This window comes from Sphingomonas adhaesiva, from assembly GCF_036946305.1.
GTDB lineage: Bacteria > Pseudomonadota > Alphaproteobacteria > Sphingomonadales > Sphingomonadaceae > Sphingomonas > Sphingomonas adhaesiva_B.
Genome location: NZ_JAQIJJ010000003.1, coordinates 236,241 through 258,845, shown reverse-complemented (window position 1 = coordinate 258,845; position 22,605 = coordinate 236,241). Strand labels below are relative to the sequence as shown.

At 70.0% G+C, this 22,605-nt stretch carries 19 protein-coding genes, 1 tRNA gene and 2 pseudogenes; 7 read left to right on the top strand and 15 right to left on the bottom strand.

Features of this window, described 5'->3' with window-relative positions; all coding sequences use genetic code 11:
* The first annotated feature begins 259 nt into the window (after positions 1 to 259).
* From PGN14_RS04670 to aguB, 3 genes and pseudogenes are all read left to right on the top strand, one after another.
* Positions 260 to 1,595, top strand: a pseudogene (locus PGN14_RS04670) (NupC/NupG family nucleoside CNT transporter).
* 5 nt (positions 1,596 to 1,600) lie between these two features.
* Entirely contained in the window at positions 1,601 to 2,338 is a 738-nt protein-coding gene (locus PGN14_RS04665; protein WP_335298266.1) for a DUF2490 domain-containing protein, read from the top strand.
* Between the two features lie 167 nt (positions 2,339 to 2,505).
* The gene (gene aguB, locus PGN14_RS04660) at positions 2,506 to 3,357 is read left to right on the top strand and encodes an N-carbamoylputrescine amidase (protein WP_335298265.1); all 852 of its coding nucleotides are present in this window, start codon (positions 2,506 to 2,508) and stop codon (positions 3,355 to 3,357) included.
* A 75-nt stretch (positions 3,358 to 3,432) separates the two neighbouring features.
* Here the strand turns inward: aguB and PGN14_RS04655 are convergent, their stop codons facing one another.
* The gene (locus tag PGN14_RS04655; RefSeq protein WP_335298264.1) at positions 3,433 to 4,116 is read right to left on the bottom strand and encodes a uracil-DNA glycosylase; all 684 of its coding nucleotides are present in this window, start codon (positions 4,114 to 4,116) and stop codon (positions 3,433 to 3,435) included.
* A 24-nt stretch (positions 4,117 to 4,140) separates the two neighbouring features.
* Here PGN14_RS04655 and folK point away from each other — a divergent pair, with 24 nt between their 5' ends.
* Together folK and PGN14_RS04645 are read left to right on the top strand one after the other, a co-directional pair.
* Positions 4,141 to 4,629, top strand: a complete 489-nt coding sequence (gene folK / locus PGN14_RS04650; RefSeq protein ID WP_335298263.1) for a 2-amino-4-hydroxy-6-hydroxymethyldihydropteridine diphosphokinase — start codon at positions 4,141 to 4,143, stop codon at positions 4,627 to 4,629.
* Positions 4,630 to 4,705: transfer RNA gene (locus PGN14_RS04645), tRNA-Lys, on the top strand.
* A gap of 12 nt (positions 4,706 to 4,717) precedes the next feature.
* On the opposite strand, the gene PGN14_RS04640 is transcribed toward PGN14_RS04645, so the two are convergent.
* The 8 genes from PGN14_RS04640 to PGN14_RS04605 form a co-directional block, all read right to left on the bottom strand.
* Entirely contained in the window at positions 4,718 to 5,380 is a 663-nt protein-coding gene (locus PGN14_RS04640) for a TetR family transcriptional regulator (RefSeq protein ID WP_335298262.1), read from the bottom strand.
* A 223-nt stretch (positions 5,381 to 5,603) separates the two neighbouring features.
* Positions 5,604 to 6,488, bottom strand: coding sequence for a 3-hydroxyisobutyrate dehydrogenase (mmsB, locus tag PGN14_RS04635; protein ID WP_335298261.1), 885 nt, complete (start codon positions 6,486 to 6,488; stop codon positions 5,604 to 5,606).
* A 144-nt stretch (positions 6,489 to 6,632) separates the two neighbouring features.
* Positions 6,633 to 7,409 carry an enoyl-CoA hydratase gene (locus tag PGN14_RS04630; protein ID WP_335298260.1) on the bottom strand — a complete coding sequence of 259 codons (777 nt, stop codon included), beginning with the start codon at positions 7,407 to 7,409 and terminating at the stop codon, positions 6,633 to 6,635.
* Positions 7,410 to 7,506: 97 nt separating this feature from the next.
* Complete coding sequence (locus tag PGN14_RS04625) at positions 7,507 to 8,547, bottom strand: enoyl-CoA hydratase/isomerase family protein (RefSeq protein ID WP_335298259.1); 1,041 nt, start codon at positions 8,545 to 8,547, stop codon at positions 7,507 to 7,509.
* 218 nt (positions 8,548 to 8,765) lie between these two features.
* The gene (locus tag PGN14_RS04620; protein WP_335298258.1) at positions 8,766 to 9,911 is read right to left on the bottom strand and encodes an acyl-CoA dehydrogenase family protein; all 1,146 of its coding nucleotides are present in this window, start codon (positions 9,909 to 9,911) and stop codon (positions 8,766 to 8,768) included.
* Positions 9,912 to 9,932: 21 nt separating this feature from the next.
* Positions 9,933 to 10,457, bottom strand: coding sequence for a hypothetical protein (locus tag PGN14_RS04615; RefSeq protein ID WP_335298257.1), 525 nt, complete (start codon positions 10,455 to 10,457; stop codon positions 9,933 to 9,935).
* Entirely contained in the window at positions 10,454 to 11,404 is a 951-nt protein-coding gene (locus tag PGN14_RS04610) for a polysaccharide deacetylase family protein (RefSeq protein WP_335298256.1), read from the bottom strand. Before PGN14_RS04610 ends, PGN14_RS04615 begins: the two co-directional genes overlap by 4 nt.
* Before the next feature lie 123 nt (positions 11,405 to 11,527).
* Positions 11,528 to 13,030 carry a CoA-acylating methylmalonate-semialdehyde dehydrogenase gene (locus tag PGN14_RS04605; RefSeq protein ID WP_335298255.1) on the bottom strand — a complete coding sequence of 501 codons (1,503 nt, stop codon included), beginning with the start codon at positions 13,028 to 13,030 and terminating at the stop codon, positions 11,528 to 11,530.
* A gap of 82 nt (positions 13,031 to 13,112) precedes the next feature.
* Between PGN14_RS04605 and PGN14_RS04600 the strand changes: the two are divergent.
* Positions 13,113 to 14,005, top strand: a pseudogene (locus PGN14_RS04600) (LysR family transcriptional regulator).
* Positions 14,006 to 14,081: 76 nt separating this feature from the next.
* Positions 14,082 to 15,824, top strand: a complete 1,743-nt coding sequence (locus PGN14_RS04595; protein WP_335298254.1) for a TolC family protein — start codon at positions 14,082 to 14,084, stop codon at positions 15,822 to 15,824.
* Between the two features lie 44 nt (positions 15,825 to 15,868).
* Here PGN14_RS04595 and PGN14_RS04590 read toward each other — a convergent pair whose 3' ends face one another.
* From PGN14_RS04590 to PGN14_RS04565, 6 genes are all read right to left on the bottom strand, one after another.
* Complete coding sequence (locus PGN14_RS04590; protein WP_335298253.1) at positions 15,869 to 16,873, bottom strand: acyltransferase family protein; 1,005 nt, start codon at positions 16,871 to 16,873, stop codon at positions 15,869 to 15,871.
* Complete coding sequence (locus PGN14_RS04585; protein WP_335298252.1) at positions 16,870 to 17,880, bottom strand: glycosyltransferase family 2 protein; 1,011 nt, start codon at positions 17,878 to 17,880, stop codon at positions 16,870 to 16,872. Before PGN14_RS04585 ends, PGN14_RS04590 begins: the two co-directional genes overlap by 4 nt.
* Complete coding sequence (locus PGN14_RS04580; RefSeq protein WP_335298251.1) at positions 17,877 to 19,061, bottom strand: glycosyltransferase; 1,185 nt, start codon at positions 19,059 to 19,061, stop codon at positions 17,877 to 17,879. The genes PGN14_RS04585 and PGN14_RS04580 overlap by 4 nt, the downstream gene beginning before the upstream one ends.
* A gap of 53 nt (positions 19,062 to 19,114) precedes the next feature.
* The gene (locus tag PGN14_RS04575; RefSeq protein ID WP_335298250.1) at positions 19,115 to 19,792 is read right to left on the bottom strand and encodes a sugar transferase; all 678 of its coding nucleotides are present in this window, start codon (positions 19,790 to 19,792) and stop codon (positions 19,115 to 19,117) included.
* Between the two features lie 106 nt (positions 19,793 to 19,898).
* Positions 19,899 to 21,308, bottom strand: a complete 1,410-nt coding sequence (locus PGN14_RS04570; RefSeq protein WP_335298249.1) for an oligosaccharide flippase family protein — start codon at positions 21,306 to 21,308, stop codon at positions 19,899 to 19,901.
* Positions 21,308 to 22,489 (bottom strand): glycosyltransferase family 2 protein, encoded by a 1,182-nt coding sequence (locus PGN14_RS04565; protein ID WP_335298248.1) that lies wholly within the window; start codon positions 22,487 to 22,489, stop codon positions 21,308 to 21,310. The genes PGN14_RS04570 and PGN14_RS04565 overlap by 1 nt, the downstream gene beginning before the upstream one ends.
* Between the last annotated feature and the right edge of the window lie 116 nt (positions 22,490 to 22,605).

The following is a 22,605-nucleotide window of genomic DNA, read 5'->3' as shown; positions in this document are numbered from 1 at the left end:
GCGGAACGCGGGCGCGGCGGGCAAGGTGCGCCATGTCCGTCACGCCCGTCACCCCGGGCTTGACCCGGGATCCCGCTTTTTCCGGTGACGGTGGAGAAGAAGCGGGACCCCGGCTCAAGGCCGGGGTGACGGACGGTCGCGACGAGCAAGGCCGCGCAAGTGGAACCGCACAGGGGCTGGCCAGCCCCGTACACGCGTGTAAAGGTGCGCCTCCGCGCGGGGGGCCGCGTGACAGGCACCACGCGGAACGCACGGAAGAATGCAGAGAATCCTCATCGGCCTGGCGGGCATCGTCGTCATCCTGCTGCTCGCGGTGCTGCTGTCCGCCGATCGGCGTGCGATCCGCCTGCGCGTGGTCGGCAGCGCCTTTGCGTTGCAGATCCTGATCGCGGTCATCGTCCTCTATTGGGGGCCGGGGCGTGCGGCGCTCGCGGGTGCGTCGGGCGGGGGTCGCGGCATTGCTGGGCTATTCGCAGCGCGGGACCGAGTTCCTGTTCGGCCGCCTCGCCGCGCCCGACGTCGGCGGGCAGAGCTTCGCGATCGCGGCGCTGCCGGTCATCATCTTCTTCGCCAGCCTGGTGTCGATCCTCTATTATCTGGGCGTGATGCAGCGCGTCGTGCGCTGGGTCGGCGGCGCGATCGAGAAGGTGATCGGCGTATCGAAGGTGGAGAGCCTGTGCGCCGCCGCCAACATCTTCGTCGGGCAGAGCGAATCGCCGCTCGTCATCCGGCCGTATCTGGCGGGGCTGACCCCGGCGCAGCTGTTCACGGTGATGACCAGCGGGATGGCGGGGGTCGCCGGCACGATCCTGGCGGCCTATGCCTCGATGGGGATCAGCATCGACTATCTGCTCGCGGCCAGCTTCATGGCGGCGCCCGGCGGCATCCTGATGGCGAAGATCGTCATGCCCGATCGCGTCCTGCCGCCCGAGGGCGAACTGCCGCTCGGCGACCTGCCCGACGAGGAGCGCCAGATCGCACTGGCCGAATCGCGCGTCAGCGGGCGCGGCCCCGCCGCCTTGCTGCCGGAGGGCACACCCGGCGAGCCGTTGCCGGAGGCGACGCATGACGAGGAGAAGCCCGCCAATCTCATCATGGCCGCGGCGCAAGGTGCGCAGACCGGCGTGAAGCTGGCGGTCGCGGTCGGCGCGATGGTGCTGGCGTTCGTCGCGCTGGTGGCGCTCGCCAACGGGCTGCTGGGCGGGCTGGGCGGGCTGGTCGGTCTGCCCGGGCTCAGCTTCCAGGGGCTGCTGGGCTATCTCTTCCAGCCGGTCATGTTCCTGCTCAACGTGCCGTGGAACGAGGCGGGGATCGCCGGCGGGCTGTTCGGCGAGAAGATCGTGCTCAACGAATTCGTCGCCTATATCGACCTCGGCAAGCAGGCGGCGAACCTGTCGCCGCGCACGATCGCGGTCGTCACGTTTGCGCTCTGCGGCTTCGCCAATTTCTCCTCGATCGCGATCCAGATGGCGGTCACCGGCAGCCTCGCCCCCAATCAGCGCCCGACGATCGCGCGGCTGGGACTGCGCGCGCTGGCGGCGGGGAGCCTCGCCAATTTGATGTCCGCGGCGCTGGCCGGGCTGCTGATCGGATGACCTGTATGTTGCGTTATGCCCTCCTCGCCGCGCTGCTTTTTCCGGTCGCGGCACATGCCGACGAGATCAATCACGGCGGACAGATCTGGGGCAGTGTCCAGGTCACCGCGCCGCTGGGCGACAATGTGTTCGCGACGATGGATATCCAACCGCGATGGTCGACCCCCAATGCCGCGACCGCCCCGATCACGATCATCCCGCCGGTCATCTCCTATCGCGTCAACGACAATCTGATCGCGTCGGGCGGCTATCTCTACGCCTATATCGACGGCGCGCGCATCTTCGGGCTGCACGAGGACCGTTTCTTTCAGCAATTCGGCTATCGCATCGGCAATCTCGGCAAGGTCGGCGTGCGGATGCAGACCCGGCTGGAGGAGCGCAAGCGCTCGACCGGGCAGCAATGGAACGTCCGCGTCGCGCAGCAGATCCTGTTCGCGCTGCCGCTGGGCAAGGAACCGGGCGCCGGCCCGACCGCGGTCGCCTCGACCGAATTGTACTGGAACCTGAGCAAGGCCGATTGGGGCGCGCGCAAGGGCTATGACGATCTGTGGACCTTCCTGGGGCTCCAGGTGCCGCTGCGCGAGGACGTGGCGATGGAATTCGGCTATCTCAACCAGCGCCAGCGCGCGGTGAACGGGCGCGCGAACATGAACCATGCCGCGGTGATCGGGGTGTCGTTCCAGCTGGCGCGCCGCGTGCGCCCACCGCTGGTGGTGCCGACGCTGCCGGGGCGGGCGTTCTGATCCAGCATCCGTTCGCCCTGAGGAGAGGCTGAGCTCGTCGAAGCCTCGTCTCGAAGGGCATGTGCTTCGAGACGGCATTTCGACAAGCTCAATGCCTCCTCAGCACGAACGGAGGTTTGGGATACGGCCCCTTCCCCCCACGCCGTCCCCCCTCTATCTGCGCGCGCATGACCCAGATCACCGTCGCCGCGCTCCAGCTCGCCTTTTCCGCCGACATCGACGCGAACATCGCCAAGGTGTCCGACGCCGTGCGCGAGGCGCATGCGCGCGGCGCGCAGGTGATCCTGCCGCCCGAATTGTTCGAGGGCGAATATTTCTGCCGCGTCGAGGACGAATCGCTGTTCGCCAACGCCGCGCCGGCGGGCGAGCACAAGGCGGTGCTGGCGATGCAGGCGCTGGCGGAGGCGCTGAAGGTGTGGATCCCCACCAGCTTCTTCGAGCTGGACGGGCCGCATCATTACAATTCGCTGGCGATGATCGGCCCCGATGGCGAGATCCAGGGCATCTATCGCAAGAGCCACATCCCCGACGGCCCCGGTTACGAGGAGAAATTCTACTTCCGCCCCGGCAATACCGGGTTCAAGGTGTGGAAGGGGCCGGACCGCATCCCGCTGGGCGTCGGCGTCTGCTGGGACCAATGGTATCCGGAAACCGCGCGCGCGATGATGCTGATGGGGGCGGAACTGCTGTTCTATCCCACCGCGATCGGCAGCGAGCCGCACGACACCTCGCTCGACACCGCGCGGCTGTGGCGGCGCGCGATGGTGGGGCATGCGGTGTCGAACGTGGTGCCGGTGATCGCCGCCAATCGCGTCGGCACCGAGCACGGCCAGACCTTCTACGGCACCAGCTTCATCGTCGACGAACGCGGCGACGTGCTGGCGGAGCTGGACCGCGAGGAGGAAGGCGTCATCACCGCCACGCTCGACCTGGACCGCGTCAAGCGCCACCGCGCCGCCTTCGGCTTCTTCCGGGATCGCCGTCCTGAACTCTACGGCCGACTGGTCCAGGATATCTGATACCTCGGTCGTCACCCCGGGCTTGACCCGGGGTCCCGCTTACTCCCCACGTCCCGAAAGAAGCGGGACCCCGGATCAGGTCCGGGGTGACGGGTCGCGCACCTCCCCCCGTACCTCCAACGCCCGCGCGAAGACCGCCTCGAACATCTCCTGCGTCAGCCGGCCGGTGTTCTGGTTGTAGCGGCTGCAATGATAGCTATCGATCAGCACCCGCCCGTCGGGCATGCGATGCTCCGCCAGATGCCCGAACCGCGCCTTGGGCAGCCGCCCGCCCAGTACCTTGACGATCGACTGGTGTGCGATCTGTCCCAGCGCCACGAACACGCGCGCGTTGGGCAGCGCCGCCGCCTGCCCCGCCAGGAAGGGACGGCAATGGTGGATCTCCTCGGTCGTCGGCTTGTTCTCCGGCGGCAGGCATTTGACCGCGTTGATGATGACTGCACCGGTCAGCCGCAGCGAATCCTCCGGTCGCGCGTCATACGCCCCCTCCGCCAGCCCGTATTTGGCCAATGTGCCGAACAGCAGGTCGCCCGAATAGTCGCCGGTGAACGGCCGCCCGGTGCGGTTGGCGCCGTGCTTGCCCGGTGCGAGGCCGACAATCGCGAGCCAGGCATCGGGGTCGCCGAAGGCGTTGACCGGCGCGTTCCACCAGTCGGGATGCTCGGCGCGCAGCGCGTGACGGACACCGACCAGCCGCGGGCACAACGGGCAGTCGCGCGGCGGTTCGGTATCGGGGATAGGGGAGGGTGCGAAATCCATGGGGCTGCGATATTCGGGCGCGCGATGGCCATTTCAACCTATGCGGTCGCGGTCGGCGGCAACCGGCGCGGGCGGCATGGCGCCCCGCGCGACGAGGTGCGCGCCGCGCTTGCCCTGCTGGGGGGACGCGCCTCGCCGATCCTCGACACGCCGCCGCTCGGCCCGTCGATCCGCCGCTTCGCCAATGCGGTCGCGATCGTCGAGAGCGACGAACGCCCGCGCGCACTGCTGGCGCGGCTGAAGGCGATCGAACGCGCGTTCGGGCGACGCGCCGGGCGGCGCTGGGGGACGCGGGTGATCGACCTCGACATCGTGTTGTGGAGCGGCGGGCGGATCGAGTCGCGGGTACTGACCGTCCCGCACGCAGCGTTCCGCACCCGCGCGTTCGTGCTGTCGCCGCTGGTCGCGGTGGCGCCCGGCTGGCGCGATCCGGTGACCGGGTTGCGCGTGCGCCACCTCCATGCCCGGTTGACCCGCGCCCGCCCGATCAATAGGCCGCGCTGGACGTGGTGAGGGTCCGTAGCTCAGTCGGTAGAGCAAGCGACTTTTAATCGAGAGGTCCCGGGTTCGAGCCCCGGCGGACCCACCATTTCCCTTTCGCTCAGCGGGTTGCCCGCACGCTGTCGAGCAGCAGCGCGATGACGTGGCGAGCATAGTCGCGGCGCAACGCATCGTCGATGTCCGCCACCCCGAACGCCCATTTCAGCGCATAGCGCGCCTGGAACAGATGGTCGCACGCGCCGATCAGCGAGAAATAGAACAGCATCGGGTCGATGCGGCGGAACACCCCCTCCGCCTCGCCCTGCGCCAGGATGGCGCCTTGCGCGCGCGCCAGCGGCTGCACCACGCGCTCGGAGATGAAGCGCGCACCCTCCCCGTCCACCTCCTGCGACAGCGCTGCGATCAGGCGGTTGAGATAGGGATGTTCGAAATAGACCTTGATGATCGCCTGGATATGCCGCGTCAGCTTCTCCTCCGCGGGCAGGTCGGCGGCGACCAGTTCGTCCAACGTCGGAAAGGTGCCACCGACGTCGCGGTCGATCAGCGCGCGGAACAACCCCGCCTTGCCGCCGAAGCGATAGTGGATCAGCGCGGAGTTGAGCCCGGCGCGCGCGGCGATCTCGGCGAAGGTGAAGTTGATCGAATTGCGCTCGATCATCAGCGCGCTGGCGGTGTCGAGCAGCACGTCGCCCGAATGCCGCCCGTCGCGCTTGCGCGGCTTGCCCGGGCCACGCGCCGTGGTTCCCGCTGTCAGGCTGGGCATCCGTCTCATCCCTTTTCCGGGGCTCGCTGTGACGATGCCCTCTCCTGTTGATCAGGATAAGGCCGGTTCGGGACGGGTGGCAAGGGGTGAACGGGGCATCCTTGACCCCCGTTCATGCTGAGGAGGCGCTGAGCCTGTCGAAGCGCCATCTCGAAGCACATGCGCCTCCCCTTCGAGACAAGGCTTCGACAGGCTCAGCCTCTCAGAGCGAACGGATGTCCTGTCAGCCGGCCTTTCCGTCCAGCATCCGGATGATGCCCGAGAAATCCAGCCCGCCCTGCCCGGCATCCGCGAACGCCTGGTACAGCTCGCGTGCGCGCGTCCCCATCGGCACCTGCGCATCGACGTCCTGCGCCGCGGCCAGCGCGAGGTTCAGGTCCTTGAGCATCAGCGCGCCGGCGAACCCGCCCTGATAGTCGCGATCGGCGGGCGAGGCCGGGCCGACGCCGGGCACCGGGCAATAGCTGGTCATCGACCAGCTCTGTCCGGTCGCCTGGCCCGAGATGTCGAAGAAGGTCTGCGGATCGAGCCCCAGCCGCTGCGCCAGCACGAACGCCTCGCACGTCGCGATCATGGTGGAGCCGAGGATCAGGTTGTTGCACAATTTGGCCGCCTGTCCCGCACCGCTGGCGCCGGCATGGATCACCGCCTTGCCCATGTCCTCCAGGAACGGCTTCGCGCGCTCGAACGATTCCGCGCTGCCGCCGACCATGAAGGTCAGCGTACCCGCCTCCGCCGCCGCGATCCCGCCGCTGACCGGCGCGTCGACCGCCGCCACCCCGCGCGCGGCGGCATCGTCCGCCAGCCGCCGCGCGGTGGCGACGTCGATCGTCGAACAGTCGATCAGGATGGTGGACGGCGCCGCACCGCCGAGACTCTCGGCATAGACCTGCTCCACATGGCGCCCCGCCGGCAGCATCGTGACGACCGCTTCCGCCCCCTCCACCGCCTCCGCCGCGGAGGCGACGGTCAGGCAGCCGGCCGCCTTCGCCCGCTCCAGCGCGTCCGCCGACAGGTCGAAGGCACGGACGTCATGCCCCTTCTTCGCGAGGTTGGCGGCCATCCCGCCGCCCATGTTGCCCAGCCCGATGAACCCGACGCGTGCCATGATGCTCTCCTGTCGCTCCTGCGAAGGCAGGAGCCTATTGCTGTATCGTCCACCCGGACGCCGCCTCGACCACGGCGCGTTCGTGTCAGGCGCCGCGGCCCTGTCAACAGACATAGGCTCCTGCCTGCGCAGGGGCGACGAGGGCTATTTCCCCGTCCACTGCCCGGCGCGCTTCTCGACGAAGGCGGCCATGCCCTCCTTCTGGTCGGCGGTGCCGAACAGGCCGTTGAACAGCCGGCGCTCGAACTGGACGCCCTGTGCGAGGCCCGTCTCGAACGCGACGTTGACCATCTCCTTGTTCGCGATCGTCGCCAGCGGCGCCATGCCTGCGATCGTCGCCGCGGTCGTCACCGCCTCCTCGATCAGATTCGCGGCGGGGATCACGCGGCTGACGAGGCCGGCGCGCTCCGCCTCGGCGGCGTCCATCATGCGGCCGGTCAGGCACATCTCCATCGCCTTGGCCTTGCCGACCGCGCGCGCCAGCCGCTGCGACCCGCCCATCCCGGGCGATACCGCCAGCTTGATCTCCGGCTGGCCGAACTTGGCCGTGTCCGCCGCCAGGATGAAGTCGCACATCATCGCCAGCTCGCACCCGCCGCCCAGCGCATAGCCCGCGACGGCGGCGATGATCGGCTTGCGCGTGCGCGTCAGCGTCTCATACCCGCCGAAGAAGTTGCTGCCGTACATGTCGGCGAAGCCCTGCGCCGACATCTCCTTGATGTCCGCGCCCGCCGCGAACGCCTTCTCGCTGCCGGTCAGCACCGCGCAGCCCTGCGACGCGTCGGCATCGAACGCGGCGAAGGCGGCGAGCAGGTCGGCGAGCACCTGCGAATTGAGCGCGTTGAGCGCCTGCGGGCGGTTGAGCGTCACCAGCGTGACCGCGCCGCGCTGTTCGACCAGGATCGTTTCGTATTCGGCCATCGTGTTCTCCCCTGTTGTCACCCCAGCGAAGGCTGGGGTCTCCGGCCGCGAGCGCGACCCTCGTGGCACCAGACCCCAGCGTTCGCTGGGGTGACGGTTAGTAAGGCGTCCACGCCTCCGCATCGGGCAGCGGCGCGAAGATCTGGTCGATCACATGATCGCTCACCCCCTCGGGGGTCGCGGGATCCCAGCGCGGGGCATTGTCCTTGTCGACGATCACCGCGCGCACGCCCTCCAGGAAATCGTGGCGCTGCACCACGCGCGCGCCGACCGCATATTCCTGCCGCATCTCGTCCTCGAACGTCGGCATGGTGCGCCCGTCGAGCAGCAGCTTCAGGCTGACCTTCATCGTCTGCGGCGACTTGGTCTTCAGCGTCGACAGCGTGTCGCGCGCGAAGTCGGACGCGTCCGCCTCCAGCGCGGCGAACACCTCCTCCAGCCGGTCGGAGGCGAACAGCCGGTCGATGTCCGCACGATGCGCCAGCAGCGCCGCCGCCCCGGGCGCGACCGCCAGCGCGTCCAGCACGCCCGCGACATCGTCGGGCGTCTGCGCCAGCCGCGTCTTCGCTTCCTCGACCCGGTCGGCGGGCAAATAATGCGTCGCCAGCCCCAGCGCATGCGTCTCCGCACCGTCCAGCCGGTGCCCGGTCAGCGCCAGATACTGGCCGATCCGCCCCGGCAGCCGCGACAGATACCAGCCGCCGCCGACATCGGGGAACAGCCCGATCCCCGTCTCCGGCATCGCCAGCTTCGTGTTTTCGGTCGCGACGCGATAGCGGCACGGCTGGCTGATCCCGACGCCGCCGCCCATCGTGATCCCGTCCATGAACGCGACCGTGTCCTTGGCATAGGTGAACAGCCGGTGGTTCATGCGATATTCGGTGTGGAAGAAGGCGCGCGCCTCCGCCCCGTCCGTCGCGCCGCTGTCGGCCAGCATGCGGATGTCGCCGCCGGCGCAGAAGCCCCGGCCCTCGGCATGATCGATCACGACGCAGCGGATCGCCGCATCCTCGCGCCAAGCCTCCAGCGCGTCGAGCACGCCCGCGCACATCGCGGTGTTGAGCGCGTGGATCGCCTTGGGGCGGTTCAGCCGGATGCGCCCGACCGCGCCGTCCGTGGTGATGATGAGGTCTTCCATATTCTCTCCCGCCCTCTCCCCTCCGCACGGAGGGGAGAGGGATACCGCAGCTTGGCGGCACCGCCGCCTAGCGAAGGTTGGGTGAGGGGTGGAGCGAGCCGAAGGCTCGCGCGATCGCGATGCGATCGCTCACCCCTCACCCAGCTACGACTAGGCAGCAGGCTGCCAAGTCTGCGCAACCCTCTCCCCTGCCAGCAGGGGAGAGGGAGCCGTGTTCGTCACTGCCGCACCAGTTCGCGGCCGACGATCATCCGCATCACCTGGTTCGTCCCCTCCAGGATCGAATGCACGCGCAGGTCGCGCCAGAAGCGTTCGACCGGATAGTCCATCAGATAGCCGTAGCCGCCGTGCAGCTGGAGCGCGCGGTCGACCACGCTGCTCCCCGTATCGGTCGCCAGCCGCTTCGCCATTGCGGCGAAGCGCGTCTTGTCTGGCGCGTTCGCGGTCACCTTGGCCGCGGCGACGTACAACAGATAGCGCGCCGCCTGTAGCTCGGTGTCCATATCGGCCAGCATGAACTGCGTGTTCTGGAAATCGGCCACCGGCTTGCCGAACTGCTGGCGGTCCTTGGTATAGACGATCGCCTCGTCCAGGCAGCGCTGCGCGCCGCCCAGCGAGCACGCGCCGATATTGAGTCGCCCGCCGTCCAGCCCCATCATCGCGAAGCGGAAGCCCTCGCCCTCCTGCCCCACCCGGTTGGCCACCGGCACGCGGACGTTGTCGAAGATCACCTGCCGCGTCGGCTGCGCGTGCCAGCCCAGCTTGCGCTCGTTCGCGCCGAACGACACGCCGGGCATGTCCTTGTCGATCACCAGGCAGGAGATGCCCTTCGGTCCCTCCGCCCCGGTGCGCACCATCGTGACATAGACCTCGTTCTCGCCCGCACCGGAGATGAACTGCTTGGTGCCGTTGACGACATAATGGTCGCCATCCAGCCGCGCGCTGGTCTTCAGCGCCGCGGCGTCCGACCCGCTGCCCGGCTCGGTCAGGCAATAGCTCGCGATCCGCTCCATCGTGACCAGATCGGGCAGGTAGCGCGCCTTCAGCTCCGCGCTGCCGAAGCGGTCAATCATCCAGCTCGCCATATTGTGGATCGAGATGAACGCGCTGGTCGTGGGGCAACCATAGGCCATCGCCTCCATGATCAGCGCCGCCTCCAGCCGGCCGAGATTGATGCCGCCGCTCTCCTCGCTGACGTAGATCGCGGCGAAACCCAGCTCGGCCGCGGCCTTGATCGTGTCGCGCGGGAAGATGTGCTTCTCGTCCCATTCCGCGGCGAAGGGCGTGATGCGATCCGCGGTGAAGCGGCGCGCCAGCTCCTGAATCTCGCGCTGATCGTCGGTCAAATCGAACTGGTCGGTCATTCCATGGTCCTGTGTCGGCGCTCAGCAGCGCTTGTAGCGGGTGGCGACGGCGGGCTGCGTTCCCGCCGCGGGCCGGGTGCGCAGCAGCGTGGTACCGCCATTCTCCAGCAGCCAGGCCTCGGTCGCGCGCCACGTCTGCCCCTCGCCGCTGAAGCGCAGGTCGACGGTCAGCGCGGCGGGGGAGGACAGGCGCAGCGACTGCACGCGCGCCTTCGATTCGTAGAAGCGGACGGTGTCGCCGTCGACGTCGATGCGCCCGGTGGCGGCGGTGTTCGCCAGCTCGCAATCATCGTCGATGGCGCCCCAATAGCCGCGGAAATCGACCGGGAAGGCGCGGTCGCGCGCCGCGGTGGGCGTCGGCGTCGCCACCGGCACGCCCAGCCGCGCGGTGGTCGCGGTGCCGTTCTGCGCCGCCGCGGCATCGATCGCAGCCTGCGCGCGCGCCTCCTTCTCCGGCACGTCGACGCGGTTGTAATCGGCCGGGTCGCTGCCCGAACAGGCCGCCAGCATCGCAGCAGCGACCGCCACCATCATCACGCGCGTCATGGCGCCTCCTTCTCGTGCAGGACGCGCGTGGCGAACAACCGGTTCGCCAGCCGCGTGTCGTTGCGCTCATAGGAACGTGGGGGCGGCACGCCTTTCTCCAGCGCGATCATTTCGATGCGGCTGCCCCTCGCATCGGGCGCATCGGGTGCGGGCGCGGTGGCGAGCGCATCGCGATAGGCGGCATCGGCGGTCACGATCGTCCAGCCGTCGCGGCGCAGCGCCGCCACCAGATCGGCGACGTACAGCGCGGCGAGATCGGTTTCGTGGAGCAGCACGACATGCGCGGGCGAGCGCCCCGTCACGCGCCGCGCCAGCGCGTCGCTGAAATCGGCCGAGCGGACCATCGTCTCGACATAGAGGTCGCGCAGCGCGCGACGGTCGACGGACTTGCCCGCCTGCACCGCCTGACGCAGCTGGTCCTCCATGTTCCAGTCGGCGCCGTCGACCGTGACATAGGCGTTGGCCAGCCCGCGCCGCGCCAGCCCCGCGCGCACCGTATCGCGCATCGCGCGGTCCTGCCCGCCTTCATCGAGGAACGGGAAGCGGAACCACGGGCGATAGCCGGGCCGCCCCTTCAGCCACGCCTCGCTGCGGTCGATATCGGCGAGAAAGGCCGTAGCGCCGATCTTGCCGAGCGCGGGGTGCGAGAAGCTGTGGTCGCCGATGACGTGCCCCGCGGCGACATAGGCGGCGATGCGCCGCTCGCCGCCGACGCCGTCGGGCCTCGCGAGCGAGCCGGGGTTCACGAAGAACGCCGCCTGCGCGACCTTCGCGCGCCGCAATTGCGCGATCAGCCGGCGGGTGCGCTCGTCCGGGGTGAACAGCGGGCCGCGCGCCCGCGGCACGTCGTCGAAGGTGAGCGCGATGCGCTTTCCCTCCGCCGTGGCGGATGACGCGGCGAGGAGCATCGCGATGGCCAGGATCAGGCGGCGCAGGGTCATCGTCATCCTTCTCACTCCGTCATGCCGGGCTGGACCCGGCATCCATCGTTCCGCAGACGCTTCGCGCAGCCGCGTGTGCGGAACCATGGACCCCGGATCAAGTCCGGGGTGACGTGTCGCACGACCGGCCTACCCCATGGTCGGGATGACGAAGGCGTTGGCGGCCTCACCGCCCGCGGCGCCATCGGGCCAGCGCTGCGTAACGGTCTTCACCTTGGTCCAGAACTTCACGCCCTCCATGCCGTGCTGGTTGGTGTCGCCGAACGCGCTGCGCTTCCACCCGCCGAAGGTGTGATAGGCGACCGGCACCGGGATCGGCACGTTGATGCCGACCATGCCGACGTTGACGCGCGCCGCGAACTCGCGCGCGGCATGGCCGTTGCGGGTGAAGATGGCGACGCCATTGCCATATTGATGCTCGCTCGGCAGCCGCAGCGCGGTTTCGAAATCGGGCGCGCGGACGATCTGGAGCACGGGGCCGAAGATCTCCTCCTTGTACGCGCTCATCGCCGGCGTGACGCGATCGAACAGCGTCGGGCCGATGAAGAAGCCCTGCTCATGCCCCTGCAACGTGAAACCGCGACCGTCGACGACCAGCTCGGCGCCCTCGTCCACCCCGGTCTGGATCCAGTTCTCCACCCGCTGCTTGTGCGCGGCGTTGACCACCGGGCCGTAATGCGCCTCCGCATCGGTCGACACGCCGACGCGCAATGCGGCGATCGCGGGGATCAGCTTCTCGCGCAGCCGGTCCGCGGTCTGTTCGCCGACCGGCACGACCACCGGCAGCGCCATGCAGCGCTCGCCCGCCGAACCGAAGGCCGCGCCCGACAGATCGGCGACCACCTGATCCAGATCGGCGTCGGGCATGACGATGCCGTGGTTCTTCGCCCCGCCCATCGCCTGCACGCGCTTCCCCGCCTCGACGCCGCGGCGATAGACGTAATGCGCGATGTCGGAGGAACCGACGAAGCTGACGCCGGCGATGGCAGGATGGTCGAGGATCGCGTCCACCATCTCCTTGTCGCCATGGACGACCTGCAACACGCCCTCGGGCAGCCCCGCCTCGCGCATCAGTTCGGCGAGGCGCACCGGGACCGAGGGGTCGCGCTCGCTGGGCTTCAGGATGAAGGCGTTGCCGCACGCGATCGCGACGCCGAACATCCACATCGGGATCATCGCGGGGAAGTTGAACGGGGTGATGCCCGCACCGATGCCGATCGGCTGGCGCATCGAATAGACGTCGATCCCCGGCCCGGCGCCCTGCGTATATTCGCCCTTCAGCACATGCGGGATGCCGCAGGCGAATTCGATCACCTCCAGCCCGCGCTGGATGTCGCCCTTCGCATCGGCGATCACCTTGCCATGTTCGGAGGAGAGCGTGTGCGCCAGCTCCTCCATGTTCGCCTCGACCAGTTCCTTGAAGCGGAACATGACGCGCGCGCGCCGCTGCGGGTTGGTCGCCGCCCAGGCCGGCTGCGCCGCCTGTGCCGCGGCGACCGCGCGGTCGAGATCGGCCTGCGTGCCCAGCGTCACGCGCGCCTGCACCTGTCCGCTGTTGGGATCATAGACGTCGCCGTGGCGCGTCCCCGCGCCGGCCGCTCCGCCCGCCACGACATGCTCGATCGTCCGCATCGCATCGCTCTCCAATGGTTACAGCGGCTCTGCGCGCTGGATCGATTGCCCGCAAGCGGCGAATCTGCAACCGTTGCCTGCGATGATGCAACCCTTGCCCTGGAACGACCTGCAGGATTTCCTCGCCGTCGCGCGGGCGGGACAGCTCGCGCGCGCCGCCGCGACGATGGGGGTGGACGCGACCACGATCGGGCGGCGCCTGCGCCGGCTGGAGGCGCGGCTGGGACGCACCCTGTTCGAGCAGACGCGCGAGGGGCAGGTGCTGACCGAGGCGGGCGAGGCGCTGCTGGCGCAGGTCGAGGCGATGGGGCGCGCCGCCGAACGGATCGCCGATCCCGCAGGCGACCGCGAGGAAGTGTCCGGGCTGCTGCGGGTCAGCGTGTCCGAAGGGTTCGGCACCTGGCTGATCGCCGAGCATCTGCACGATTTCGCCACCCGTCACCCCGCGGTGACGGTGGATCTGGTCGCCAGCAACGGCTTCCTCAGCCCGTCGAAGCGCGAGGCGGATTGCGCGGTACTGCTCGCCCGCCCGCGGCAGGGGCCGGTCGTCGCCGCCAAGCTCGCCGCCTCCACCTCTATGCCAGCCGCGACTATGTCGCGCGCCATGGCGAGCCGACCCGCGCGACGCTGGCGCGCGACCATCGCCTGATCGGCTATATCCCCGACCTGCTCTACGCGCCCGAGCTGCGCTATCTGCACGAGGTCGACCCCGCGCTGGCGCCGACGCTGCGCAGTTCCAGCATCCATGCGCAGGCGCGGCTGGTGGCGTCAGGGGCCGGGGTCGGCGTGCTGCCGCACTTCATCGCCGGCGCGGATGCGGCGCTGGTCCGCGTGATGCCGGAGGTCGCGATCACGCGCGCCTTCTGGCTGGTGACGCACCGCGACACGCGCCGGCTGCGCCGGGTGCGCGCCTTTCGCGAGTGGCTGACCGCGCTGGTGACGACGCATCGCGCGCGGCTGGTAGGGGAGCATTAACCATGTCCGACTACCCGATCGTCATGGTATGGCCGCTCTCAAACGCCGGCGAGAATCGGCAGGGGGACAAGACACGATGACACGGGTGTGGGTGAAGGCGGCATTGCTGCTGGGGAGCGCCGCGGGCGCGATGACGCCGATCGCGGCGCAGGTCACGCGGCCGACGCCCGGCACGCGCGCCGCGCAACAGCCCGCCGCCGCGCCGGCCGATACCGCGACCACCCCCGCCGTCACCGCGCGCAGCACCGCGGCGGTTCCCGTCGTCGTCGGTCCGCCGGTCACCGGGCTGCCGGGGCGGCCTGCGCCCAGCTACGCGCCCGATTTCGGCGGCCGCATCTCCGGCCTGCCCTATGACAAAAAGGCGCCGCTCCCCGCCCCCGCGATCGCCCCGGTGCGCACGCTGACAGAGGCGATCACGCTCGCCTATCGTACCAATCCGGAGCTGCTCCAGGCACGGGCGCAGGCGCGGTCCAGCGACTTCGGCGTGCCCGCCGCACGCTCCGCGTTCGGGCCGTCGCTGGGCGCGACCGGCGCCTATACCTTCACCCGCACCCGGCAGGAGGTGATCCCCGGCACCTTCCTGGGCATCGACGGCTGGGCCAGCACGGCGCAGGCGGTGCTGTCGCAGCCGGTCTGGACCTTCGGCCGCAACGCCGCCGCCGCCGCCGGCGCGGTCGCCACCGCGCAATTCCAGCGCGACGCGCTGCGCGTGACCGAGGCGCAGGTGATGAACGACGTCGTCACCGCCTATGTCGCGGTGCTGCGCGATGCCGCATCGGTGACGATCGCGCGCGAGAATCTGGCGCTGCTCAACCGCCAGCTGGACGAGAACCAGACCCGGTTCGAGGTGCGCGACCTGACGCTGACCGATCTCGACCAGACGCGCACCCGCGTCCAGCTGGGCCAGGCCGACCTGCTGCAGGCCGAGGGGCAGCTGGGCATCTCGCAGAAGCTGTTCCTGCAGCGCGTCGGTGCCCCCCCGGGGGAGCTGCAACAGCCCGACCTGCTCAACATCACGTTCAACTCGCTCGACGGCGCCTATGCCTTTGCGGAGGCGAACAGCGGCCTCGTCCGCGCCGCGCAATCGCGCGAGAAGATCTCGCGCGCCGCGGTCGCGGCGGCCCGCGCGGAGATGGGGCCGCGCGTCGACCTGCGCGGCACCGCCAGCTATGGCAGCGTGTCGCCCTATACCGACCAGCTGCGCACCACGCAGCTGATCGGCCAGGTGGTGGTGACGCAGCCGATCATCGATTCCGGGCTGCGCCGCTCGCGGGTGGGCCAGGCGGAGGAGGCGAACCAGGCCGACTGGCGCCTGCTGGACCAGACCTATCGCGACACGCGTCAGGCGGTGGGCGCGGCATGGGAGCAGCTGGCCGCGACGCGCACCTCGCTCGCCAATTATCGCATCGCGATCGACGCCGCGCAGCGCGCCTATGACGGTGCGCTGATCCAGCAGAAGGCGGGCGACCGCAGCACGCTGGACGTCCTCAACTTGGCGCGCGACCTGCTGACGGTGCGCAACAGCTACAATCTGACGATCGCGAGCGAGTATCTGGCGCGCGCCGGGCTGCTGGCGGCGGCGGGGCTGCTGGAAGGGCCGCAGATCGTGCCGGGGCTGACCGGCTATGACGATCAGGATCATTACGACCGCGTGCGGCGCAAGGGGGATATCCCGCTCCTGACCCCGGTGCTGGTGGCGCTCGACAACGTCACCACCGGCAATCTGACCCGCGACCGCCCGGTGCGCGATGCCGGCGCGCAGCAGGCGATCGGCGCGACCATGCCGCTGCCCGCACCCGATCCGGTGACCAAGCCGTAAGGGTGCGCGGCGGCGCTCTCGCGCCGCCTGCCGGCCAGATGCCCCTACATCCCCGGGATCGGCACCCCCAGCCGCGTGCGGCGGCGCTTGAACAGCGCGTTGATCGGGCGCTCGACCAGCCACCAGGCGGCGACCCCGCCGGCGAGGCTGGCCGCCACACCCAGTACGAAGATCGCGGGCACCGGCACTCCCAGGATGCGCCCCGCCTTCACGACCACCGCCAGGATCATCGTGTGCCACAGATAGATGGCGTAGCTGGCGTCGCCCAGCCGATGCAGCACGGGGATATGCCGGATGCCGCCCTCGCGATGTTCCAGCCCCAGCATGCCGGCGAACAGCAGCAATGCGGGCACGCCATAGGTCAGCACGCGCAGGCCGTGGTCGTCGATCCACCACGCCGCCACGTACAGCACGATCGCCAGCGCGATCGCCGCCGCTCCGCCGGGCGGTGCGCCGTACCGCTTCCAATACCAGCCGAGCCATGCGCCCGCGACGAACTCCAGCAGGATCGGCTGGGTGTAGAAGGCGCCGAACGCGTCCTGCGGCCGGACCAGCCCGCCGATCAGCCCGCATCCCGCCAGCAGCACGGTGAGCACGGGCAATTGCCACACTCGCGGCACCGCGAGCGTCATCGCGAACAGGGCGTAGAAGAACATCTCGAAATTCAGCGTCCAGCCCGGCACCAGCAGCGGCCAGATCGCCTCGCTGCCGGCCGCGCGATGCGGGATGAAGAGATAGGAGGCAACGATGTGCATCCAGTCCGGCCGCGCATGGGGAAACAGGCCCAGCAACGCGCCCGCCAGGAACACCGAGGTGGCGATCCAATAGGCCGGCACGATCCGCTTGATGCGGTCGCGCAGGAAGCCGAGCGGTCGCGTCTGCGGGCTGGTGATCGCGATCATCAGGAACCCGCTGATGACGAAGAACAGGTCGACCCCCGCCTCCCCCACGGTGAACCGCGTGCCGGTCCGCTGCGCGGCATGATAGACGACGACCGCGCCGGCGGCGACCGCGCGCAGATACTGGATGCCGTGCAATTGTCGAATCATGTGCCCCAGCCCTGTGGCGGCGCCCCCGGCTTCGTGCCGGTCAGATGGACGCCGACGAACCCCAGCGACCAGGCGACGTGCATCACCATCGCCGCCCAGCCGGCACCTGCGACGCACGCCGATTTCGCGCGCCACCCCAGCAAAGCGCCATAAGCGAGGCACAGACCAGCCCAGCCCAGTGCGGGCAAGGCCAGCAGCAGCGCCCAGGGCGTTGCGACGATCGCCAGCACCACGCCCAGCGCCGCCGCCGCCACCGCGGGTGCCACGACGATCGGCACCGCCTGGCGCAGCTTGATGCGCGTGCGATGGCGTAGCAGGTTGAGCGCGCGCCCGCGGCCATAGCCGCGATACTGGCGGAACAGCGGCCCCGCCGCGGTGCGCGGCCAGTAGGTGAGCGCCAGCGACGGCTCCAGCCAGATGCGCCCGCCCGCCGCCATCAGACGCTGGTCGAGTTCCGCATCCTCGTTATGCGAGAAGCCTTCGTCATAGCCGCCGACGCGCGTGTAGAGCGCGAGGTCGAACAGCGCGTGGTGGCCATGGTCGACCCATTGCCCCGAGGTCAGCCGGCGATGCGCCGATCCGCCATTGCCCAGCACCGAATTCTGCGCCGCCGCGGCGGCCTGCTGGAAACATCCCTGCGCCGCGGTGACCATGGGCACCACGACCGATGTCGCATCCTGCGCGCGTGCCGCCGCCAGCAGCCCGGCGACATAGTCGCGCGGATAGCCGCAATGCGCATCGACCCGCACCAGCCAGCGCCGCCCCGCGCCATGCGTCCGCACCGCCAGATTGACGCCCGCGCTCTGAATCCGCTTCGGATTGTCGAGCAGCACGACCTGCGGGTGGCGCGCGGCGATATCGGCGACGATCTGCCGGCTGCGATCGGTGCTGCCGCCATCGGCGACGACGATCAGCGCGCCTCCACTATCGGCCACCAGCCCGGCGACCAGGTCGGGCAGATGCGCTTCCTCGTTCAGGCACGGGATCACGATCAGCACGTCGTTCATGCGCGCGCCCTCCCGGCCGCGCCCACGATCTGGTCGGCGATCGCGCGCGCCTGTGACGGGGTCATCGTCATCGCCTCCGCCGGGATTGCCGCCACCTTGTCGCGCAGCCGCTGATACCCCGCGCGGTCCAGCCCGGCGATCAGCGCCGGCAGGTCGCGCGCGGGATCGTCGAGCAACACCCCCGCGTCGTGCGCGGCAAGCCACTCGCCGGTCGCCACGTGGCGCAGCGCCAGCGGCACCGCACCATGCGCGACGCCCTCGTACAAACGGTTGGGCAGCAGCCAGGTGGAGTTCAGCCCCTCCTCGAAATAATCGATCGCCCAGATGAAGTGGATCTGGCCGAACAGCCGCGGCAGGTCGTCGGCGGTATAGCCGCCCAGGAAGGTGACGTGCGGCGCGGCCTGCGCCATCGCCGCGAAATCCTCGAACAGATCAGTCGAGGGGCGACCGGCGATCACCACCTCGATCCGCCCGTCGGCGCGCCGCGCCAGCTCGCTCAGCAGGTCGAAGCTGCGGCGGCAGCGCAGCATCCCGAACCAGCCGATCACCCAGGGCGGCGGCGGTGGCGGGTCGATCACCGCCGTGGCCGCATCCTCACCACGGGGCACGAGGTTCTCGACCAGCATGACCTCGCCGTCATAGCCCAGCCGGTCGCGGAAATAGGCGTCGCGAAACGCCGGCGCGCTGACCACGGTCAGCGCCACGTCGCGCAGCGCCCAGCGCTCGATCGCGTGCAGCGCGGCGCTGGCCCGGCCGTTGCCCAGCAGCAGGCGGTGGATGTCGAGGCATTCGTACACCACGCGCTGCCCGCGTCGCCGCGCGCGTTGCGCCAGCACCAGCGTTTCCAGGTTGCGCGCGACGATCGTGTCGGCATCGCGCGTCAGCCGCGCGACCCGCCCCGTCAGCGCGGCGTGACGCAGTACGCTCAGCGCACGCTTGGCGAGCGCACCGTCCTGGGTCCGGCCCAGCGCGGTGACCGGCGCGTCGCCGATCCGCGCGGGCACCTGCGCATCGCGGTGGAACCCGCCCACGGTCACGTCATGGCCCGCGCCCTCGAACAGCGCCACGCGCCGGCGCACCGCGGCGTCGTTCACGTCATGGACCAGATATGCGATCTTCACGCCATTTCCCCGATGGTGCGTCCCGGTGCCCTGATACAGGTCGACGTCCCGCGCGGCCATCCGCCGGTTCGTCCGCGTCTATCGGCCGATCACCGCGACGCGTGTCGTCATGCTCAATAGGAACCGCGCGCCAGCAACACCGCCGGCACGGTCATCACCAGGATGCGCAGGTAGAGCGACAGGCTCTGCGAGCGGCTGAACGCGACGTCGAGCGCGACGCGGCGGCGATAGCTGACGTCGTTGCGCCCGCTGATCTGCCACAATCCGGTCAGCCCCGGCGTGGTGTGATAGTAATCGACGATATAGCGGCCGTAGCGCGGCACCTCCGAGGAGGAGATCGGGCGCGGCCCCACCAGGCTCATCTCGCCGCGCAGCACGTTGATCAGCTGCGGCAGCTCATCGAGGCTGGAGGCGCGCAGGAAGCGGCCGATCGGCGTGATGCGCGGATCGCTGGGCAGCTTGTGGTCGCGATCCCACGCTGCCTGCAACGCGGGGTCGCTGGCCAGCACCGCCTGCAACCGCGACTCCGCATCGACCACCATCGAGCGGAACTTCAGGCAGCGGAACGACCGGCCGCTGCGCCCGACGCGGACATGGCCGAAGATCACCGGGCCGGGATCGGTCACCATCACCACCAGCGCCACCGCGACCATCAGCGGCAGGAAGAAGACCAGCAGCAGCGCGGCGAGGAGGCGGTCGGCGATGCGGACCGACAGCGGACTGCCGGTCGGTGCGGCGGTGACGACGCCGCGAATCTGGCGCTGCTGCCAACCACCGAACGATTCGTCCATCGCCCTTACCCCCTTGCGATCGTCATGTGCCGATGCCCGAAGAGTCGCAACAAATCCTGAACCTACGCAAAAAGATACGATGTGCCGGATCAGGACATGGCCGCAGTCACATCTGCCGCCGCACGATCAGCAGCCCCGCGACGCCGCCCAGCGCGCCGCTGATCGCGATGATCGCGAGGCGTACCAGCGGCACCGGATCGCTCACCAGCAGGCGCGCGACCGCCTCCGCCCCCAGCGCGACCGCCGTCGTCACCGCGATCGGCAGCAGCACGCGCCGGATCAGCAGCGCGGGGACATGCCCCGCCAGCTCGCTGGTCAGGGCCAGCGTCGCGATCGTCTGCATCAGGTTGCGCAGCACGATCGCCGCCGCGGCCCAGATGACGCCCCATGCGGCGAACAGCGCGATCAGCGCCATGTTGCTCACCGCGGCGAAGGCGGACAGCGCCAGCAGCCGCCCGTTACGCTGCGTCACCGTCATCAGCGCGCCCGCCACCCCGCCCAGCGCACGGATGAACCCGTTGACGGCGAGCAGCGCGACCACCCCCGCCGCGGCGCGCCACTGCGGACCGAACAGCAGCGGCACGAGGTCGCGGTGGAAGGCCGCGAACAGCGCCACCGGCAAACCGCAGATCAGCGTGATCGTCGACAGGCCGCGCGCCACCAGATGCAGCCGCTCGTCATGCCCGGCGCGCGCAAAGGTGGGCTGGAACAACAACTGGCTGAACGAGCTGGACATGGTGATGACCACCACCTCCAGCCGCTTGCCCAGATTGTACGGCCCGACCTGCGCCGGGGCGGCCATCGCGCTCAGCAGGATCTGGTCGAAATAGTTGCTGACCCCCGCCGACAGCCGCACGCCCGAGGCGCGGGTCGCCTGCGACGCCATCTCGCGCGCGGCGGTCGCGTCGAACGCGGGCGCCAGCCACGCGCCCGTCCCCATTGCGGTCATCGCGAACAGCACGAACGATTGCGCGACATAATAGATCGCCAGCCCCGTCATCGGCGTCGCGACCAGCGCGACGCCCAGCCCGATCGCGCCCGCGACGACGCCCGCCGCCAGCCCGCGCGACCCCAGCCGCCGCATCGCGCCGCGCCGGACCAGGATCGCCTGCGGCTGGAGGATGGCATAGTCGAACACGACCTTGCCGATCAGGATCAACAGCACCGGGGGCAGCGGATGGTCGAGGAACCGTCCCGACGCCAGCACCGCGCCCGCGAAGACCATAGCGGTGACGATGCCGCCCAGCAGGAACAGCGCGCCAGCAGTACGATAATGTCGCCGGTCCTCCTCCGGATAGGCCAGCACGACGTCGTACACGCCCTGCGGCCCGATGACCTTCAGCAGTTCCAGCATCGCCACCGCGACCATTGCCAGCGACAGGTCGGCGGGCGACATCAGCCGTGCGAACAGCGCGAAGACGATGAACGGCAACAGCACCGAGGCACCGCCGTTGACCGTGGACCAGAAAACCGCGCCGCGCGCGCCGGGAGCGGGCGAGGCCGGGACGGTCGCCATCAGCGGTCCGATCCCGCGACGCGATCGACCGCGGGCGCCATCGCATAGCCGGCATCGTCGAGCGTCGCCGGCGCGGTGACGACGATCCGCTCCAGCGGCGGCAGCCCGTCCGCCAGCGCCGCGCGGGCGGCATCGTCGGCCGGCGCGGCGCGCGCGATCACGCGCTGCCCCGGCAGGTCCGGCGCACCGTCGCCGATCGCCAGCACCGCGGGGGTCGCATCGACCGTGCCGTGGCCGCCGGCGCCGCGCGACAGCCGGCGCGTTCCGCCCTCGACGATCGAGCGCGCCAGCAGCGTCCAGCCGCCGACATCCGCCCCCAGCGCGCGCAAGGCCGCAAGCGGCGCGCGCGCCTTGAGCGCCTCCACCGCGCGCCCGTGCGCCTGCGCGCTGGCGATGCCCGCGGTGCGCCGCGCCACCGCCGCCAGCACGTCCGGATCGCGCGTCAGCCGCGGCAGCGCATCGGACGCCGCCATCAGCGCGTCCAGATCGCGGAGGCTGGTGCGATGCGACGTGGATGCCGCATGGCGGCGATAGAAATAGGTCGGCCGCGGCAGGAAGATGTAGCGCGCGCCCTTCGCCAGCGCGCGCGCGACCAGATCGTAATCCTCCCCGATGCGCAGCCGCAGGTCGTATTCCAGCCCGTGCGTGCGCAGGAAATCCATCGCGAACAGTGGCTTCAGATAGCCGGTCGACACCCCGCCGGCCGCCACCCCGTTGCTGCGCACGAACGCCGCCAGATCGATGCCGCGCTCCTGCCGCCAGTCCGGGGTATCCGCGAACAGCGATGTGCGGGTGACGCCCTCCTCGATCGAGAAGGAGACCATGTTGGCGGCGACGAGTTCGGCCCCGGTCCGCTCCGCCGCGGCGACCAGCCGCTCGACATGCGAGGGATGGAGCAGGTCGTCGCTGTCGAGGATCGCCGCCCAGCGGCCGCGCGCCGCGGCCAGGCTGGCGTTGCGGATCGCGGCGAGCCCCGCGCGCGGTCCGTCCAGCACACGGACGCGCGCATCCTCCGCGGCATGGCGCTCCGCGATCGCGCGCGTATCGTCGGTGGAGGCATCGTCGACCACGACGATCTCGATATCGCGCCGCGTCTGCCGCCGCGCGGAGAGGATCGCGTCGCCGATATACGGCCCGGTGTTGCGGGCCACGATCAGGATCGACACTGCCGGCCGCACCACGGCCGCGTCTTCCGCTAGTCCCGACATCGCCGACATTCCCCCGAGCCATGCGCGCCTTAGGCGAGCGCCGATCGCAAGGCCAGTCCCCGCCCCGATCCCCGTCCCACCCAAAGCAG